This is a genomic window from Geotalea sp. SG265 (assembly GCF_022808985.1).
Taxonomy (GTDB): Bacteria; Desulfobacterota; Desulfuromonadia; order Geobacterales; family Geobacteraceae; genus Geotalea.
Genome location: NZ_JAKZFT010000008.1, coordinates 32,060 through 51,239, shown reverse-complemented (window position 1 = coordinate 51,239; position 19,180 = coordinate 32,060). Strand labels below are relative to the sequence as shown.

The following is a 19,180-nucleotide window of genomic DNA, read 5'->3' as shown; positions in this document are numbered from 1 at the left end:
GCCTAGTCCTGGAAGAGTTTTCCCTGGGGTGGTTCAGGGATGATGCGCCCGAAATGTTCGTAGGCTGCCCTGGTGGCGACTCTGCCGCGAGGAGTGCGATTCAAAAAGCCGTTCTGGATAAGAAACGGCTCGTAGACGTCCTCTATGGTGTCGCTTTCCTCGCTGATGGCGGCAGCGATAGTGTCGAGACCCACCGGCCCGCCGCCGAACTTGTCGATGATGGTCAAGAGGATCATGCGATCCATGTAGTCGAAGCCCATGTGGTCGATTTCCAGGAGCGCCAGGGCGTCCTTGACCACCTCGATGGTAATGATGCCGTCTGCTTTGACCTGGGCGAAGTCCCGGACCCGGCGCAGCAGGCGGTTAGCGATTCTGGGGGTGCCGCGGCTGCGGCGCGCAAGCTCTGTTGCCCCTTCGGCCTTGATCTCCATGCCGAGGATGCGTGCCGAGCGGGTGATGATGAAGGCCAACTCATCTATGGTATAGAACTCCAAGCGGGAGATGACGCCGAAGCGATCACGCAGGGGGGATGACAGGAGTCCTGCACGGGTCGTGGCCCCCACCAGGGTGAATTTGGGCAGATCCAGCTTGATGGTGCGGGCGCTGGGTCCTTGACCGATGATGATGTCCAACTGGAAATCTTCCATGGCCGGGTAGAGGATTTCCTCCACCACATGGGAAAGGCGGTGGATCTCGTCGATGAAGAGCACATCGTGGGGTTCAAGGTTGGTGAGAATGGCCGCCAGATCTCCCGGTCGCTCGATGACCGGTCCCGACGTGGACTTGATGTTGACCCCCATTTCGCAGGCGATAATATTGGCCAGAGTCGTTTTTCCCAGTCCGGGGGGGCCATAGAGAAGCACATGGTCCAGCGCCTCGCCGCGGCCTCGGGCTGCCTCGATAAAGACCCGCAGGTTTCCCTTGGTCTTTTCCTGGCCCACATAATCGTCCAGGGACTTGGGGCGCAGGGTTGCTTCGATGAGTGCATCGTCATCGGTTATGTCGGGGGTGATGGTCCGGGTCATCCTGTCATTCCTTGCCGGTATTCGGAACGGCTTAAGGTATACCAGTTGCCGGGAAAGGTCAAGCGGGGAGGGGGATCGGAATGGATACAGAAAGGTCAGCTTGCGGTTTTGCATCTCATCCTTTTTACTGCATCTCAAGGCAAAGACATGGCTGCCGATCATCCGGCAGCCATCTTTTTTGCTGGTTGTTGCTGGGACCTCATGTGCCAGATGCCAGCGAGTACCTTTCTTAAAGGTGCTCCGCCTGCACAATTCCTAACGGTGCAATAGCCTTTCCATAAACTTCATTAATAACCTGGGCCAGCCCGGCGTAAATAGCTGACAGGCCGCAGAGAATCCCTTCATATCCTGCGAAGATCTTGATGATCTGGTTTCCGGTGACATCGCCGGCCGCAAGGAGGAAAAACAAGACCGTCAACGATCCGAATACGACCTGCAATGCCCGGTTCATCTTCAAAGTGCCTAGGAAAAGAACACCGGTAAACAGCCCCCACATTGCCAGGTAGGCAGTCATGGCAGAGTTGTCTGGAGCCTGGATTAGGCCGGTTTTCGGCAAGATGATCAATGCCACTAGGGTAAGCCAGAACAGACCGTAGGAAGTGAAGGCCGTTGCACCGAACGTGTTGTTTTTCTTCCACTCCATGACTCCGACGATGATCTGTCCAAGCCCTCCATAGAAAATGCCCATGCTGAGTATCATGGAATCCAGGGGAAACATCCCAGCATTGTGCAGGTTGAGCAGAACTGTCGTCATCCCGAAGCCGAGCAGACCGAGGGGAGCCGGATTTGCTGTGGTATCGTTGAGTGCCAACCTCGTTGCACCATTGTCTTCGCTGTGGGTCATCGTAACACTCCTTCATGCATTATTTTGTCAGTTGCACAAATCTATCCTGATGTTCCAGTCCTTGATCTTCATGGTGCCGTTCTGGGCCAGGTTCAGCTGCATCTTGAACGCCCTGTCCCACAACTGGGGCTCATGGCCCACTTTCCGTGCGACGCAGTCTCTGGTCGCAATTTCCAGATATTCGGCAAGAATCGGTTTGTAGTCGGGATGGGCGCATTTCTCGATAATGCGTTTTGCGCGCTCCTTCGGCGCCAGACCGCGCAGATCGGCCAGTCCCTGCTCGGTCACCACGCAGTCGAGGTCGTGTTCCGTGTGGTCGATGTGCGAGCAGTGTGGAACGACACAGGTAATGCCGGTCGGGTCGGTTTTGGTGGGACGGCTCGATGGGGTGTGCATGATCTTGAGATAACCATTGCGGAGGAAATCGCCGGAACCACCTATACCGTTGATCATCCTGGTACCGCCGACCAGTGTTGAGTTGGCGTGGGCGTAGATGTCGATCTCCACCGGGGTGTTCATGGCAATGACACCGAGGCGGCGGATGGGCTCAGGGGCGTTGGAGATGGCAAGCGGTCGGATCAGGATCTTGCCTGCATACTTTTCCATGTCGGCAAAAAAGCGCGGGAACCCCTCATCCTTGGAAAGGGAGAGCGAGCAGGACGACGCACAGTTGAGCTTGCCGGAATCGATGAGGTCAAGCATGGTGTCCTGCAACACTTCGGTGTAGACGCTGAGGTCGCTGAACGGGCCTTTTGCCAGGCCGCCGATGACGGCGTTGGCAATGGAGCCTACCCCCGACTGGAGCGGTAAGAGATTTTTCGGCAACCGGCCAACCTTCACCTCATGGCTGAAGAAGTCAATGATGTGATTGGCGATGGCCTCGGAAGTTTCATCCTGTTCGGAAAAGGCCCGGCCGTTGTCGCGATACTTTGACTCGACCACGGCGATGATTTTGGCCGGATCGCACGGAACATAGGTGGTACCGATGCGGGAATCGGCCCTGGTGATATTCATGACCTGCCTGTTGGGTGGGTTGTTGCAGATGATGTTGTCATGCATCCCCTCGAATGAGGGCTGGCCGATATTGACTTCGACGATGATCCGGTCGCACATCATGAGTATTTCCGGGATGACTCCGCCCGAGGATGTGGGGATCAGACCACCGTCTTCCGTAATCGCTGAAACCTCGATAATGGCCAAATCCAGCTTGCCACTGGGGGTGTCCTTGGTGTAAAAGCCGTAACCGAGATCCTGGGCGAACAGCGATAGGTGCTTGTCTCCCATGCGAATCCGTCCTTCGTTGATGCCAGCGGCGATGTTCTTGCCGGTCTGGTACGGCCAGCGGCGGTCGATCATGTTCAGGGTCGCCCAGCGGTCTTCCGTTTCGGCGCCGACCGATGCACCGGTGAAGATACTGAAGCGAAGTTTCCCCTGGAGATTGTTCTTTTCCACATGGTCAGCCAGGGCAATGGGGACCGCTTTGGGATAACCGGCAGGGGTGAAACCGGACCACCCCAGGTTCATGCCATCCTTGAAAAACGGGATGGTTTCTTCCGCCTTCATTACTTTGTTCAGCAGCGTTTTGCAGCGTACTCGCTCTTGCAGTGTTCCGTATTCTGACATAGTAAACTCCTGTTCGTATTTGGTGTATACAGTGAAAATGTTTTTAGGCCGGGTACTACAGGCGGCCACCTTTTTCCGCCCACTTTTCAAGCATGGGGATGGTCACCGATTTCGGACGTTCGATTGCGTAGCCAAGCCCGCGGTCCCAGGTGATGTTGGCCATGCAGCCGAGAGCCCGGCCGACACCGAACAGAACGGTGTAGAAGTCCCACTCTTTGACCCCGTAATGCCACTGGATAACTCCGGATTGGGCGTCGACGTTGGGCCAAGGATTCTTGGTCTTGCCGTGCTCGGTGAGAACGCCTGGCGCAACCTCAAAGATCATGGAAACCAGCTTGAAAAGCGGGTCTTGCGGCAGGTGCTTCTGGCAGAATTCGCGCTGTGAAGTGTAACGGGGATCGGTTTTGCGCAAGACAGCATGGCCGTAACCGGGTATGACCTGACCAGAGTTGAGCGTTTCCCACAGCGCCTTGGTGATGAGCTCTTTGGTCGGTTCCTGATCTTTACAGTACTTCTCCTGAAATTTAATGGTCCAGTCCAGCACTTCCTGGTTGGCACGTCCGTGAAGCGGTCCGGCCAGGCCGTTCAAGCCGGCGGCATAGGCGTAGTAGGGGTCTGACAGGGCTGAATGCACCAGGTGAGTGGTGTGGGCCGAGACGTTGCCGGATTCGTGGTCGGAGTGGAGGATGAAGTACATCCGTGCTACATCCTTGTATGCCTCACTCTGGCCGATCATATGGGCGAAATTGGCTCCCATGTCCAGTGCGGGATCGATGGCGATCTGCTTGTCTCCTTTGTACTTCAGGTTATAGATGAATGCTGCGATAATCGGAATGCGGGCGACGATGTCGCAGGCGTCCTCGTAGACGGTTTCCCATGCGGTCAGTTTGTTGAATCTGCCGGCATTGTAAAGAGCAGCGAATTTGGAGTCCCGCTGCATGGCGGTAATGCCCACCGAAAGCATCGCCATGGGGTGGCTGTCCCGGGGCAGGGTGCGGATGGTGTCAAAGACATATTGAGGGACTTTCTGGCGGACCTTCCATTCGGCCAGCACTTCATCCACCTGGGGCTGAGTGGGAACGTTCCCGGTCAGCAAGAAATACCAGAATGCTTCGACGGTCGGATAATCCGAACCAGCCGCCTTCGGGAGGGAGGCAAAGGTCTCGGGAATGGTCTTGCCGCGGAACCGGATGCCCTCCTGGGGATCCAGGTAGGAAATGTCGGTCACCAGGCTGCGGATGTCGCGGGCGCCGCCGATGCACTGCTCGATGGTGACCTCGTCAACCTTGACCTTGCCGAACTCCTTGACCAGTCTGGTGGTGCGGGGACGGAATTCCTCGATCTTCTGCGCAAGCGTTTCTTTTAATGCCATGGTACTACTCTCCTTTCGTAGTGGTTGTGCGAAAATAGTTCAGTGAATCGACTGCAAAACCTCCTTCCGGCGATAATCAGATGCGAAACAGCTCCATGAATTCATGGACCGGAGTTTTCTCCAACTGTTGTTGGTCCTGGCAGGAAGCGACTATCCGTTGGACCTGTTCTTCAGGGAAAAGCACGGCCAGGTTTGCCCGGAATTTCGCAAGCAGAAGCGGAATTCCTTCGGCGCGCCGCCGTCGATGTCCCAAGGGGTATTGCACTTCGACACGCTCGGTGCCGGTGCCGTCGCTGAAGAATACCTGGACGGCATTGGCAATGGAGCGTTTGTCCGGCTCAAGGTATTCGCGGCTGAAGCGAGGTTCTTCCACCACTTCCATCCGTTCCCGCAGGGTGTCGATGCGCGGATCGGCCGCCACTTTCTCCTCGTAATGCTCGGCGGTCAAAGTGCCGAAAAGGAGACCTATTGCGGTCATATATTGGAGGCAGTGGTCCCGGTCCGCCGGGTTGTGGAGTTTCCCCGTCTTGCTGATGATACGGATGGCTGATTCATGGGTAGTGATGACAACCCTTTTGATGTCGTTAAGTCGGTCCCGCACCTGGGGATGGAGTCTCACAGCGGCTTCGACGGCCGTCTGGGCATGGAATTCCGCAGGGTAGGCGATCTTGAAGAGGACGTTTTCCATGACGTATGAGGCATAGCGGCGCTGGAAGCGGAATGGTTCCCCCTTGAACGAAACATCGTAGAAACCCCAGGTGGGTGCGGTGAGCGCACTTGGGTATCCCTTCTCCCCCTGGAGGGTAATAAATGCCAACTGTACCCCCCGACTGGCGGCATCCCCTGCGGCCCACGATTTGCGGCTGCCGGTGTTGGGTGCATGGCGATAGGTACGCAGGCTCTGGCCGTCGACCCACGCCTGGGAGAGGGCATCGATGATCTGTTCTTTCGTTCCCCCGAGCAGCCTCATGACAACGGCGGTCGAGGCGACTTTAACCAACAGGACATGGTCGAGACCCACCCGGTTGAAGCTGTTCTCCAGGGCCAGGCACCCCTGGATCTCATGGGCCATGACCATGCAGGTCAAAACCTCGCCCATGGTCACCGGGGCTTTCCCTTCGGCCAGATTGCGCCGGCTCAGGTGATCAGCAACCGCCAGGATCGCTCCCAGGTTGTCCGACGGGTGCCCCCATTCAGCGGCCAGCCAGGTGTCGTTGAAGTCGAGCCATCGTATGATGCAGCCGATGTCAAAGGCGGCTTTGACTGGATCAAGCTCATAGCTGGTCCCCGGAACCCGGGCGCCGTGGGGGACGATGGTGCCGGGAACTAACGGCCCGAGCAGTTTGGTGCATTCGGGAAACGTCAGTGCCAGCATGCCGCAGCCGAGAGCATCCAGCAGACTGTGACGGGCGGTATTGCGGGCCTCGCAACTGGTGACCATGTAACCCGTGACATAGTCGGCTATGTCGACCAGCACCTGATCCGGTTCGGAACGGACATTCATTTCGGCAGTCGCCCTCATCGTTTACCCTTTCCCTCTTGCCTTTCTGCAATATCGCGGGATGACCGATGGTCGAGCATCTGCTCATAGTCGTAATAATTGAGCAGGTCATAGAGATCCTCCCTGGACTGCATGGCTGCCAAAACCGACTCCTGCGTCCCGACGCGCAGGATGGTTTCATATATATCCAGTGCGGCTTTGCTCATGGCGCGGAAAGCGCTCAGCGGATAGAGCACCATGGCAACCCCCTGCGCAGCAAACTGCTCCTTGTTATAGCAAGGGGTCCTCCCGAATTCGGTCATGTTTGCCAGGAGCGGCACGTCAATGGCGTCGGCAAATCGACGGTACATGGCCAGGTCCGTCACACCTTCAGCAAAGATGCTCTCCGCGCCTGCCTCCACATAGAACACAGCCCTGTCGACGGCAGCTTCAACCCCTTCGGTAGCCAGGGCGTCGGTACGGGCCATGATCATGAAATCGTCATTGCTTTTGGCATCCATCGCCGCCTTGATCCGGTCTGCCATTCTGTTTTTTGAAACTATGGATTTGTTGGGGCGATGGCCGCAGCGCTTCGACTCCACTTGGTCCTCAAGGTGTACCGCCGCTGCCCCAGCGCGTATCATCTCCTTGACCGTGCGGGCGATTCCCAATTCCTCACCCCATCCGGTGTCGATGTCGACCAGCAACGGCAGGGTCGAAATACCGGTAATACGCCGGACATCTTCCAGAACATCGTTACGGGAGGTAATGCCAAGGTCGGGAAGACCGAATGAAGCATTGGCGACTCCGGCTCCGGAAAGATAGATTGCCTTGTGACCGGCCTTTTCGGCCAGAATTGCGCAGTAGGCGTTGACCGTCCCCACAATCTGAAGAGGCTTGTCGCTGTCGATGGCCTTGCGGAAAAGTTTTCCGGCAGAAGTCTGCTCACACATCACCCTTCTCCTTTGCCAAGGCTTTTTTGTGCCGTTGTTCGACGCTGATGCGCGCAATTCGTATGTGGCGCCGCATGAGGAGTTCCGCCAAATCCTCGTCCCGCTCCTCTATGGCGTCTACAATGCGGTGATGTTCCTTGAGCGCCAACAACGGCCGGGGACTGTCGGTGCTGAACTGGTAGCGATACATCCTGATCAATTGGTAGAGGCCGCCATCCAGAATAGCCAGGAGCATCTTGTTGCGGCTTCCCTGCAAGATCCGGTAATGGAAATCAAATTCCCCTTCCTGCTGGTAGTAGGAAAGCCCCTGATCTTCCTTAATGCTCTTCTCATGCTCATCCAGAAGCTTGTGCAGTTCAGCGATCTCACTGTCGGTCATATTCCGGACGGCGAGCCTGCATCCCAGACCCCCTAGGACTTCCCGAATCTGGTATGTTTCTATCAGCTCCTCATAGGAAAGCGAGATGACCCTCGCACCATGGTTTGGCGCCCGGATGACAAGATGACGTTCTTCCAGACGGCTCAAGGCCTCGCGCAAAGTTCCCCTGCTTACGCCATATGTTTTGGATAGTTCCGGCTCGGAAATCTTGCTCCCTGCAGGAATTTCACCCTTGATGATGGAATCTTGCAGCTGGTCAAATATCCTGTCTGTTAATGGGCTGGCTTCCTGGTTTCGATTCTTTATTGTATTCATGTGTCGACACTTTCAACGGTAAAATTTATTTTTACTGTATATATATCATAAAAATTTTATTTTCAATAAAAAGTGTCGACAAAAAAATATCAGGTAGGTGTAGATCGAGTCATCGCGAGAGTTGTGGCGGATTTCTCCGACGACCAGTCGGCAATAAAAATTTCCTACCGCCGATCAGGCGCAACTGGCAAATGATTGATAGCCAAATAGATCCCAGACGTATCAGGTGAGGTTCGGCGAGGCTGGGCGCCATGGAAACTGCAACAGGGGGGATTCAAATCTGAATTTATACAGGTGGGCGAAATCTTGCGATGTTACGGGTCATTTCATCAACTTTTTCAATGCCTGTTTGAGGAGTGATTCAACAGAGTCGTCGGCGGCAATGTCTATCCCATCCACCGTCTTCTGTACGACCGCTTCCTTGTATCCCAGATTGACCAAGGCTGAAACCACATCGTCTCTCACATTGTTGTTGGTGCCCGCTGGTGCGGCATCCTGCTGCAGCGGTCCGTGGCCGAGCTTCTTCACTTTTTCCCGCAGCTCCAGTACCAGGCGTTCCGCGGTCTTCTTACCGATCCCCGGAATGGTGGCCAGTCTCGCCAGGTCACCCCGGATCAGGGCGTCGGAGAGGTGCTCCGCTTCTATATTGGAGAGAATGCCGTTCCCCAGCTTGGGGCCGATACCCGATACGGAAATGAGCAGCTGGAACATTTCCTTCTCTTCCATGGTCCTAAAACCATAGAGGTTGATGGCATCTTCCTTGACGTGGGTGAATATATTAAGGGAGACGGTATTACCCCCCTCGGGCAGGGCATAGTAAGTGGAAAAGGGGATCTGCACCCGATAGCCGACGCCGTTGACGTCAAGGATGATAAAGTCCGGGGATTTGTGGGCAAGCTTTCCTGTCAGAAGGGCTATCATCGGCGACCTCTTGGGATGCTCGTAGCTGGAATAGTGTTGGTGAGGCGCTTGACTGTGACGGAATGGGCATGGCAGATGGCCACGGCAAGGGCGTCGGAGGCATCTTCCTGGGCGATCTCGGGCAGGTTGAGCAATACCTTGATCATCTGCTGCACCTGCTGTTTGGCGGCCTTGCCGTTGCCTACCACCGCCTGTTTCACCTGCAGGGCCGTATATTCGAAGACATCCAGCCCTGCATTGACGCCGGCAACGATGGCGGCGCCCCTGGCCTGGCCAAGTTTGAGGGCACTCTGGACATTATTGGAGAAGAAGATGTTTTCCACGGCCACAGCGTCGGGGCGGTAGGTTTCGATGATTTCGCTCAGGCTGCCGTAGATGCGTTTGAGGCGGGACGGGAAATCCTTTGCACTGTCGGTGAAGATGGCGCCGTTGTCCACATGGATAAGGCGGTTTCCCTCTTTGGTGACGACGCCGTAGCCGGTGATGCGTGAACCTGGATCAATGCCGAGTATTCTCATGGCCCCTTCGATTGAGACGGGCGAACGTTCAAGGGCGGGTTCAAAACCCGCCCCTGGTAACCTACATCATTTTATCCATCTCTTCTTCAGAGATGTCGAAGTTTGAATAGACGTTCTGGACGTCGTCATTATCCTCCATTCGATCCATGAGCTTGAGCATGTTTTCGGCCTGTTTCCCTTCCAGTTTGACCATGGTCTGGGGGATCATGGTAACTTCTGCGGATTCAGGTTTGAATCCTGCCTTTTCCAAGGCGTCCCGCACTTCCATGAAATTGGATGGGTCGGTTGTTACCTCTATCTGCTCATCTTCATCGGAGACGTCGTCGGCGCCCGCTTCTATGGCAGCTTCAAACAGCTTGTCGAAATCAACTGATTTGGGAAAGACGATAAGGCCTTTCTTGTCGAACATCCAGGAGACGCAGCCCGCTTCCCCCATGTTGCCGTTGCACTTGGTGAATATACTGCGTACGTCGGAGACGGTGCGGTTGCGGTTATCTGTCATGACCTCCACGAGTACGGCAGCGCCGCCCGGGCCATACCCCTCGTAGGTGGTTTCCTCGTAAACGACACCGTCCATGCCACCCGTACCCTTTTTGATGGCGCGTTCTATGTTATCCTTGGGCATGTTTTCGCCCTTGGCCTTGTCGATGGCGGTCCGCAATCTCGGGTTGCCGTCAGGGTCGCCACCACCCAGTTTGGCGGCGACGGTAATCTCTTTTATCAGTTTGGTGAATATCTTGCCGCGCTTGGCATCGGCAGCGCCTTTTTTGTGTTTGATGGTACTCCACTTATTATGTCCTGACATATGTTGCAATTCCTTTCATGGGGAGTGATCCGGTTAAAAAAACGTGGAATACTATCATGGAGAAATTGGGGTTGTAAAGAGAGAAAATGTGGGTAAAATTGACCCCGTTGTGCAGATTTCGGAGATTTGGAGGGTATTTACCATGTCAAGGCAACGTTCCGGTGAAATTGGCCGTAGGGGAGAACAGTGTTATCAAAGGGGGAAACGCTATGTTTCTAAGCCCCTCTCCGCCGCTTCACGATGTCTGATCGGCCTCCTGTTCGGTGCGGTGCTGCTTGGCGGTTGTGTCACTTTCCGATCCGACCGGGACCTGCCTCCCTTGCTTGCCCAGGACGAGGTCTTACGCCCCTATGCGAAAATGGCGGTGGTCCGGGTAAGCCGCGAACGATATGGTACGTCCTCCGAGCTCAGAAGCGACGATTACGAATGGGCTTACGACGCATTGCGGCAGGAAGCGGCAAAGATAGGTGCCGATGCGGTCATCTTGCCCGAAGTGAACCTCGAAACAGCTTCCTACCTGCTAATCCCCTCGGCCAACCTCAACGCCAGGGGAATCGCCATACGCTTCCGCTGACCCCAATTTTCCCCAACCCCAGCACTCTTCTTCCCGTTGCTCGCCTTTACTCCTTCATCCCGTTTTAAAAGTTGATAAAATCACGCCCACTCTATCTTCAGGGCTGCCGGCTAATGGTTTATCTCCGGTAATTTTTATTTATAAACCTATGTTTTAGCCTTTAGATGAAATATTAACCTCCTTAATCGAATTGCCGTTGAATTGTCTAACATAATGATATTTAAGGTTTTACATCTAATTTGCACTAGTTTGTAGTAAAATAATGTTGACTGTAATAAAACAATGTGCTAAAAAAAATTACAAAATCAGTTATACTTATTTAAAACATCCCTTTAAATCGGCGTAGACGGGGCATCTATGAACCGCGAGAAAAGTTCATATGCTGTTCAGAGTGTTGAAAATGCACTCGACATACTTGAGACCCTGGCTGACGAAACTCATGATGGCACGTTGCCCTTTCTGGCCGGTAAATTGGGCATAAGCAGGAACAAAACTTTCCGGCTTCTGGCGACCTTGGAAGGGCGGGGGTTGGTGGAAAAGGACGACTGGAGCGGAAACTACCACCTGGGTGTGAGTACGGTGGAACTGGCCCAGCGCTTCCTGCGCAACATCAGCCTGATCAAGCATGCCCATCCGGTGGTGGAATCCCTAGCTAGAAAACACCATGAAGCGGTCTATATGACGGTCCTGCGTGGCAGCGAGGTGCTTTTTCTCGACATGGTCGATTGCGATCAGCAGATCAAGGCTGAATCCTTTGCCGGTAAAAGATTTCCCTTTTTCACCAACGCGGCGGGGAAGGCGATCAAGGCCATGGAATCACAGGATATGCTGGAGAAATATTTTCATCACCGCCGCAAGGAAGTCGCCGGCCAGGCCGAACTGGAATCGGAACTTGAGCTGATCAGGGAAAAAGGTGTTGCCGTGGACATCGGCGGGCTTGGTGATGGCATTGTCAGTGTTGCCGTCGCGGTAAGGGACTATGCCGGAAAGGTCGTCGGCGCCATTGCCATGCTAGGTCCTTCATTTCGCATGGCGGCGGGACGACTGGAGAATGAAATTATCCCCTCATTGCGTGAAGGGGCTGAAATGCTTTCCATGAAATTTGGCTATGCCCGAATTTAACGGGATGTACTAGAAATCTCAAACTCAATGAAAGGGGGGCCGAAGAGATTAAAGAATCGCCTGAAGCGGATTCGCTTCCTCCAAATGGTTAAATTACTAATGAAAGGAGTAACTACCATGGCAGAAAAACAGTACGACTGGGCGGCAATTGCCAAAAACCCAAAATTCATCGAACTCCATCACAAAAAGACCGTCTTTCTCTTCGGTTGGTGGGTGTTCTCCACCGTGTTCTATTTCCTCCTCCCAATAGGCGCGGCGTACACACCTGGTCTGTTCAAGATCAAGATTCTCGGCAATGTCAACTTCGGCTACCTTTTCGCCCTTTCCCAGTTCTTCGTTTCCTGGGGACTGGCCCACTATTACGCCCATGTGGCCAACAAAGACTTCGACCGGCTCACCCGTGAACTGGTGGATGAACTCAAATAAGGAGGACTAAGGACATGAGAAAATTATTTGCTGCTTTGACATTAGCCCTCTCGCTGGGCTCATTTGCCTACGCTGCTGAACCGGCAAAAGCACCCGCCGCCCCCGGTGCCCAGACTGCTGCAACCGCGCCTGCTCCCGGCGCCGCGGCCGTTGCAGCTCCGGCCGCACAGGCTCCTGCTCCTGCAGCAGCACCAGCAGCTCCCATGAAGAAAGAGATCAAGGCTAACAGGACCATTACAATTTCCATGTTTGCCGTGATCATTGCCATAACGATGAGCGTTGTCGTCTGGGCTGCCAAGAAAACGAAGACTGCTGCCGACTTCTATGCTGCAGGCGGCGGCATCACCGGTACCCAGAATGGTTGGGCCATTGCCGGCGATTACATGTCTGCCGCATCCTTCCTGGGTATTTCCGGGATGATTTCCCTATACGGCTATGACGGCTTCATGTATTCGGTGGGCTGGCTGGTTGCCTACATCACCGTTCTGCTTATAGTTGCAGAGCCATGCCGGAATGCCGGCAAGTACACCCTGGGTGACATCCTTTCATTCCGTACCGAACCAAAGCCGGTTCGCGCCGTGGCAGCCCTTTCGACTGTTGCCGTTACCACCTTTTACCTTACCGCCCAGATGGTCGGTGCCGGTAAACTGATGGCCCTTCTTGTGGGCATTCCCTACAAGACCTCCATCATCGGCGTCGGCATCCTCATGATCGGCTACGTTGTCTTCGGCGGTATGACCGCCACCACCTGGGTTCAGATCATCAAGGCCGGTCTGCTCATGTCCGGTGCTTTCCTCCTGTCCATTCTGGTTATGGCAAAATCGGGCTTCAACCCCCTCGGGTTCTTCGCCGATATCGTCAACAGCCCCAACATCCAGGACCATGTGAGCAAGCTGGTGCTCAAGGATGGTGTGGTATTGAACGGTGTCGATGCAGGACAGCGCTTCCTGGAGCCTGCTCTGTTCATGAAGGCTCCCCTTGATCAGATATCCCTGGGTATGGCCCTGGTGCTCGGTACCGCCGGCATGCCGCACATCCTCATGCGCTTCTTCACCGTGCCTACCGCCCAGGAGGCTCGTAAATCAGTTATCATCGCCATGTGGATCATCGGCTTCTTCTATGTGCTCACCACTCTGCTTGGTTTCGGCGCCGCCATCCATGTTACTCCCCAGGGTGTAAGTGCCGTCGATAAGGGTGGCAACATGGCAACCTTGCTGCTGGCCCAGCAGCTTGGTGCCGACATCTCTCCCATCGTCGGTGACCTGTTCCTGGCCTTCCTCTGCTCCGTTGCCTTCGCCACCATTCTGGCCGTTGTTTCCGGTCTGGTTCTGGCTGCATCTGCGGCCATCGCCCATGACATCTATGTCAACGTCATCAAGGACGGTCATGCCGATCAGCACGAGCAGGTCATGGCTGCCCGCATCACCTCCCTCTGCGTAGGTGCCGTCGGTATCGTCATCGGTATCTCTGCTGAGAAACAGAACGTTGCCCACCTGGTGGCTCTTGCCTTCGCCGTTGCTGCTTCCGGAAACCTGCCGGTCGTCGTTATGTCCCTGTTCTGGCGCAAGTTCAACACCGCCGGGGTCATTTCCGGCCTGATCGTCGGAACCATCGCCTCCATCGCCCTGGTCATGGTTTCTCCCAACATGACCTATCCCAACAAGGTTGCCGATGAAGCCAAGAAGGTCTACACAGCCCTTGAGAAGAAACAGGCCGAAGGTGCCGTTCTTTCCGACAAGGATCTGAAGACCATTACCGAGAAAAAGGCTGAAGAGGCCAAGAACCGTGGCGGCAAGTCCATCATGGGCCTCGACAAGCCGCTCATCAGCCTGAAAAACCCGGGCATCATCTCGATTCCCCTGGGATTCTTAGCTGCTATCTTTGGGGCCCTGGCATTCCCCAGCCGTCGTTCGGAAGAGATGTTCGACGAGATCTATGTCCGTCAGAATACCGGTATCGGTATGGCTAAGGCCATAGATCACTAAGCAAATGATTGTTCATGTGATAAGATTGGGGAAGGCTTCAGCCTTCCCCATTTTTTATGGTCGACACTATGCCCCCACAACAAAATGTCATGAATGAAGAATCCTTCCCATCGGTGATTCACTCTGCCATGGAGATGGTGCTGCGTTTTCTTCCCTTGTTGGAAAGGGACGAGAGCGAACGCCTGCTCCGCTTTCTTTCCGATGACATCGGTGGCGATATTGCCGGAATCAGAGAGTTTTCGGGCCGTGAACTGGAACTGCGCCGACGTGTTGCCGAAGAGACCAGCTTTGCCGTATTGAAGGAAATACACGACGCCCTGAACGAGCTGGAACTGGAGCGGTTTCTCAAGACCCTGTCGGTGCCGACCCTGCACCGGAACTGCACCGATTACCGGGATCTCCTTGCGGGGCGGGTGGTGGACCTTGCAGGGGCCGAAATGGAACGCTTGGGCAGGGGCTTCCCTCCGGTACCCTTTGCCCTGATCAGCATGGGCAGCGATGGACGGGAAGAGCAAACCCTGATAACCGACCAGGATTACCTTATCGTCTATGCTGACGGCGGTGGGGATGAAGCGGATACCTATTTCCGGGATTTTTCCGACCTTCTCGTGGAGAAACTGGCCGAGGTGGGCTTCAAGAAATGCACCGGCGATATAATGCCCACCAATCCTACCTGGAGAGGTTCATTGTCCCAGTGGAAAAGGCGGCTGCTTGCCATTGTCCGCTATGAGTTTGCCGATTACGCCAAGAACCTCATGGACCTGATAGTGCTTTCCGATGCCCGTCATGTGGCAGGGGACCAGGGGCTGGCGGACCAGCTGATCGGCACTATCCGCGCCTTCGAGCAGGATTACTTTCAGGTCCTCTGGGGGATGGCCAAGGCTGCTACAGAGATGAAACTCGCCCTCAGCTTTCTGAAGAGGCTCTGGACGGAGGGTTCCGGCGAACATAAGGGAGAATTCAACCTGAAGCTGCTTGCCTGGGCGCCGCTGGTGATGAATGTGCGCATTTTGGCCATCAATCAGGCAATTCCTGCAACGGGCACCCTGCAGCGGATAGACCTCCTTGAAAAGGAAAAGAGCCTCTCACATGCCATGGCGGTCGGCCTCAAGGACGCATATCATATCCTGACCAGACACCGCATTCTGCTCCAGATTAAGGTAATCAAGGGGATCGAAAAGGATTCCTATCACCTGAACCCTTATCAACTGCCGGCCGAAGAACGGGAGCGTATCCGCCAAGCCCTGTTGCGCATCGAGGAACTGCAGAAGACAATCCATGTGAATTTCTCCATCATGTAGTTCCTCGGCCAACATCATGCTGCCGTACGACAAATGGCTGGATTTTTTTTTCCTGTATACATAATATGCCCTGAATCGCCCCACGGTTTTGGACCTGCATGCATCGATATTTTTTTAAATTCATGAATAATCTGAGACTCCGCTGGAAAATGCTGGTAGTGGTCCTGCCACTGGTGGTCATCCCCATTTTCCTCGTTGGCGGCGTCATCGGCTATATTTCCACCCAGCAAGCCTATCTCGGGATCACCCAGACCAGCAAGGCCGACCTGGAGCACATGGCCAGCTTTACCATCGATCTCCTCAAGTCCCACCACCAGCAGTTTCAGGTCTACAAGCAGGACAAGGAACACAGCTTCAACCTGGAGCTCGCCACGTTGACCAACCTGGCCTACAACATGGTCGAGGCCGAACACCGGCAGATGAAGAGCGGCAGGATCGATCAGGAGACCGCCAAGCAGGAAGCGCGCAAAGCGCTGAAAAAGGTCAATGTGGGGGAGACCGGCTACATCTATGCCATGTCCAGCAAAGGAGACCTGAAGGTCCACATTGCCCGCGAAGGGGAGAATGTCTATAACGAGAAAGACGAGAATGGCCGTTACTTTATTCGGGAGATGTGCCGGCGTGCGCTCAAATCGCGGCCGGGAGAGGTCCTTTTCATCGTCTATCCCTGGCGAAACGCCATTCTGGGGGATAAGACGCCGCGAAAAAAGGTCGTTGCCTACCGCTACTTCAAGGAGTGGGATTGGATCGTCGCTGCCGGCGGCTATCTGGAAGAGACCTACGAGGATGTGAATTTCGAAAAGCGCGCCTTTGCCGAGCTCAAGGCGAAGATAAAGGCAAAACAGGTGGGCAAGACCGGCTACATCTTCTGCATGGACAGCAAGGGTAACTTTACCATGCATCCCGGTGGTGAAGGGCAGAATTTCCTCGCTGCAAAGGATTCCGACGGCAACCAGTTCATCCGGGAGATGTGCACCAACAAGACCGGCTGGATCCGTTACCCCTGGAAAAATTCCGGAGAAAGTGAGCCGCGGATGAAAATCGTCCGCTACGACTATTTTCAGCCATGGGACTGGATCGTGGCGGTCGGCTCATATGAGGATGAATTTTATCAGGAGGCGAAGGACATCAACCGGCGCATTGTGGAGAGCATGGTGGTTCTCACCATCCTGGTCTGCCTCGTTGCCGGGGCGCTGGTCTTTCTTGCCTCCAAGGTGCTGACCGATCCCATCAACCACATGATCGAGGTGATCCGCAAGGTGAAACAGGGACGTTTCAGCGAGCGGATGGATGTGGACAGCAACGATGAATTGGGGGAGTTGGCTAAAGCCTTCAACCATATGACGCGGATCATCAAACGTAACAAGGAGATGGCCGCCAACCTGGCCCAGCAGGGTAAGATGGCCTCACTCGGGGTTCTCTCTTCGGGGGTGGCCCATGAGATCAATAATCCACTGGGAGTGATTCTTGGCTATGCCGGGTATCTGGAGGGAAAGCTCTCCCCGGACGACCCCAATTATCGCTTCGTCCACGAAATAAAGCGGGAAAGCAAACGCTGCAAGAAGATCGTCCAGGACCTGTTAAGCTATGCCCGTACGCCGAAACCGACCTTGGAGCTGACCGACATCAACGCCCTTTTGGATCAGATCGTCGATTTCGCCGCCAATCATACGGATATGCACCATGTAACGGTGGTGAAAGAATTTGCCGGTGATCTGCCGACCATCATGGCCGATGGCGACCAATTGCGCCAGGTAGCCATAAACTTGATTCTCAACTCCGGCGCTGCCATGCAGAGCGGCGGCTGCCTCGTTGTCGGCAGCAGGCTTGAAAACAGCTTCATTTGTCTGACCTTTGCCGACAATGGTGCCGGTATTTCTCCTGAAAACCTGGAAAAAATCTTCGAGCCCTTTTTTACCACCAAGGCGAAAGGAACGGGGCTGGGGCTGGCTATTACCAGGCAGATCATCGAGCAGCACCAGGGGGTGATCACCATCGAGAGCGAACTGGGGCGGGGAACGACGGTAATGGTGAAACTTCCCGTGGAGCGGGAAGAGTTCTAGCGTAAGGATTAACTGATGAGCGATGCAAAACGGGTAATGGTGATCGACAACGAGGAAGGTCTCTGCCGGATGATGGAGGCGGTCCTGCTGGATAACGGCTATACCACCAAGTCGTACCTGAGGTCCTTCGAGGCGGTGGATGAGTTCGCGGCGGGACAGTGGGACCTCGTGGTGACCGATATAAAGATGCCGGTGATGGACGGGCTTGAGGTACTGCAAAAGCTGAAGATTAAGGATCCTGCCATTCCGGTGATCATGGTGACCGCCTATGCCACAGTGGAGATGTCTATCCAGGCCCTGCGCCGTGGTGCCTATGACATGCTGACCAAGCCGTTCGAACCGGAGGAGCTCCTCTATCGGGTGAAGAATGCCCTGAAGCACAACCAGCTCATTGCGGAAAACCGGGAACTGCGGGAAGAACTGGTCGGCAAGTTCCGCTTCGACAATATCATCGGCGCTTCCCATTCCCTGAAAGCGGTACTGGAACGGGTGGAAAAGGTGGCGATCCGGGATACATCGGTGCTGATCACCGGGGAATCGGGAACGGGCAAGGAACTCATCGCCCAGGCTATCCACTACAATTCCCTGCGCAAGGAAAGGAAGTTCGTCGCCATCAACTGTGGTGCGCTGCCCGAATCATTGCTGGAAAGCGAGCTCTTCGGTTACAAAAAAGGGGCCTTTACGGGGGCGAAGGAAAACCGGCAGGGACTTTTGGAAGCGGCTGACGGGGGCACCCTGTTCCTTGACGAGGTCGGCAACTTGCCCATGAATGTGCAGAAAACGCTCCTAAGGTTTCTCCAGGAACAGGAATTCCACCGCATTGGCGATACCATCCCCACCAAGGTTGATGTGCGCATCCTCTCCGCCACCAATGCGGATCTCAAATTGGCTGTGAAAAACGGCGGGTTCCGGGAAGACCTCTATTACCGTCTCAATGTGGTCAACATCCATCTCCCGCCGCTCAGGGAACGGAAAGCTGATATACCCCTTTTGGCAGCCCATTTCATTGCCCTGCAGAACAAGAAGTTCGGCACTACCGTCAAGGGCCTTTCATCCGAGGCAATGGAGGCGGCCCTTTCTTATGGGTGGTCGGGCAATATCCGACAGTTGAAGAACGTCATCGAGGCATGCCTTGCCATGGAGAGCGACGACTACATAGGGCTGCCGGTCCTATCCCAGTTCATCGAGCTGCCGGCAGCCGATGAAGAAACCTCGATGTCGCTGGAAGAGGGGGAGTACAACCGGGCGCTCTCCAGATTCGAGATCGATTACCTTAAGGGGCTTCTGCGCAAAAACGGCGGCAATATAGATGCCGCTGCCCGGGAGGCCGGCATGAACATGGCCACCATCTATCGCAAGATCAAGAAATACAACATCAGAAAAGAAGATTACATCTGAGATGGCCGATGAAATCTCCCACCGCCCCTTTTGCACATTTGCAAAAAGGGTCATCCCCTTTGCATTTCTGCAAAAA

The 19,180-nt window shown here is 54.9% G+C and carries 17 protein-coding genes; 7 read left to right on the top strand and 10 right to left on the bottom strand.

Annotated features, from left to right (window positions below; genetic code table 11):
- Nucleotides 1-2: 2 nt before the first annotated feature.
- The 10 genes from ruvB to ML541_RS11175 form a co-directional block, all read right to left on the bottom strand.
- Nucleotides 3-1,025: a Holliday junction branch migration DNA helicase RuvB gene (gene ruvB / locus ML541_RS11220; RefSeq protein ID WP_243372989.1), complete on the bottom strand. Its 1,023-nt coding sequence runs from the start codon at nucleotides 1,023-1,025 to the stop codon at nucleotides 3-5.
- Nucleotides 1,026-1,254: 229 nt separating this feature from the next.
- The gene (locus tag ML541_RS11215; RefSeq protein ID WP_243372987.1) at nucleotides 1,255-1,869 is read right to left on the bottom strand and encodes an acetate uptake transporter; all 615 of its coding nucleotides are present in this window, start codon (nucleotides 1,867-1,869) and stop codon (nucleotides 1,255-1,257) included.
- Between the two features lie 27 nt (nucleotides 1,870-1,896).
- Entirely contained in the window at nucleotides 1,897-3,492 is a 1,596-nt protein-coding gene (locus ML541_RS11210) for an acetyl-CoA hydrolase/transferase C-terminal domain-containing protein (RefSeq protein ID WP_243372985.1), read from the bottom strand.
- Between the two features lie 55 nt (nucleotides 3,493-3,547).
- A complete protein-coding gene (locus tag ML541_RS11205) occupies nucleotides 3,548-4,864 on the bottom strand; it encodes a citrate (Si)-synthase (RefSeq protein ID WP_243372983.1) in 1,317 nt (438 codons plus the stop codon).
- A gap of 76 nt (nucleotides 4,865-4,940) precedes the next feature.
- Nucleotides 4,941-6,386, bottom strand: a complete 1,446-nt coding sequence (locus tag ML541_RS11200; protein WP_243372980.1) for a bifunctional 2-methylcitrate dehydratase/aconitate hydratase — start codon at nucleotides 6,384-6,386, stop codon at nucleotides 4,941-4,943.
- On the bottom strand, nucleotides 6,383-7,297 hold the full coding sequence (gene prpB, locus ML541_RS11195) for a methylisocitrate lyase (protein ID WP_243372978.1): 915 nt from the start codon (nucleotides 7,295-7,297) through the stop codon (nucleotides 6,383-6,385). Before prpB ends, ML541_RS11200 begins: the two co-directional genes overlap by 4 nt.
- Nucleotides 7,290-7,991 carry a GntR family transcriptional regulator gene (locus ML541_RS11190; RefSeq protein ID WP_243372976.1) on the bottom strand — a complete coding sequence of 234 codons (702 nt, stop codon included), beginning with the start codon at nucleotides 7,989-7,991 and terminating at the stop codon, nucleotides 7,290-7,292. The genes prpB and ML541_RS11190 overlap by 8 nt, the downstream gene beginning before the upstream one ends.
- 321 nt (nucleotides 7,992-8,312) lie before the next feature.
- Complete coding sequence (ruvA, locus tag ML541_RS11185; protein WP_243372973.1) at nucleotides 8,313-8,912, bottom strand: Holliday junction branch migration protein RuvA; 600 nt, start codon at nucleotides 8,910-8,912, stop codon at nucleotides 8,313-8,315.
- A complete protein-coding gene (gene ruvC / locus ML541_RS11180) occupies nucleotides 8,909-9,430 on the bottom strand; it encodes a crossover junction endodeoxyribonuclease RuvC (protein ID WP_243372972.1) in 522 nt (173 codons plus the stop codon). The genes ruvA and ruvC overlap by 4 nt, the downstream gene beginning before the upstream one ends.
- Nucleotides 9,431-9,491: 61 nt before the next feature.
- Entirely contained in the window at nucleotides 9,492-10,235 is a 744-nt protein-coding gene (locus tag ML541_RS11175) for a YebC/PmpR family DNA-binding transcriptional regulator (protein WP_243372971.1), read from the bottom strand.
- A 142-nt stretch (nucleotides 10,236-10,377) separates the two neighbouring features.
- Here ML541_RS11175 and ML541_RS11170 point away from each other — a divergent pair, with 142 nt between their 5' ends.
- The 7 genes from ML541_RS11170 to ML541_RS11140 all read left to right on the top strand — a co-directional run bounded on the left by ML541_RS11170 (nucleotide 10,378) and on the right by ML541_RS11140 (nucleotide 19,104).
- Nucleotides 10,378-10,809 (top strand): hypothetical protein, encoded by a 432-nt coding sequence (locus tag ML541_RS11170; RefSeq protein ID WP_243372970.1) that lies wholly within the window; start codon nucleotides 10,378-10,380, stop codon nucleotides 10,807-10,809.
- A 357-nt stretch (nucleotides 10,810-11,166) separates the two neighbouring features.
- Entirely contained in the window at nucleotides 11,167-11,931 is a 765-nt protein-coding gene (locus ML541_RS11165) for an IclR family transcriptional regulator (protein WP_243372969.1), read from the top strand.
- 117 nt (nucleotides 11,932-12,048) lie between these two features.
- Nucleotides 12,049-12,357: a DUF485 domain-containing protein gene (locus tag ML541_RS11160; RefSeq protein WP_243372968.1), complete on the top strand. Its 309-nt coding sequence runs from the start codon at nucleotides 12,049-12,051 to the stop codon at nucleotides 12,355-12,357.
- A 14-nt stretch (nucleotides 12,358-12,371) separates the two neighbouring features.
- On the top strand, nucleotides 12,372-14,342 hold the full coding sequence (locus ML541_RS11155) for a cation acetate symporter (RefSeq protein ID WP_243372967.1): 1,971 nt from the start codon (nucleotides 12,372-12,374) through the stop codon (nucleotides 14,340-14,342).
- An 89-nt stretch (nucleotides 14,343-14,431) separates the two neighbouring features.
- Nucleotides 14,432-15,643, top strand: coding sequence for a putative nucleotidyltransferase substrate binding domain-containing protein (locus tag ML541_RS11150; RefSeq protein WP_243372966.1), 1,212 nt, complete (start codon nucleotides 14,432-14,434; stop codon nucleotides 15,641-15,643).
- Between the two features lie 98 nt (nucleotides 15,644-15,741).
- On the top strand, nucleotides 15,742-17,706 hold the full coding sequence (locus ML541_RS11145; protein WP_243372965.1) for a cache domain-containing protein: 1,965 nt from the start codon (nucleotides 15,742-15,744) through the stop codon (nucleotides 17,704-17,706).
- 15 nt (nucleotides 17,707-17,721) lie between these two features.
- Complete coding sequence (locus ML541_RS11140; RefSeq protein ID WP_243372963.1) at nucleotides 17,722-19,104, top strand: sigma-54 dependent transcriptional regulator; 1,383 nt, start codon at nucleotides 17,722-17,724, stop codon at nucleotides 19,102-19,104.
- Nucleotides 19,105-19,180 lie beyond the last annotated feature (76 nt).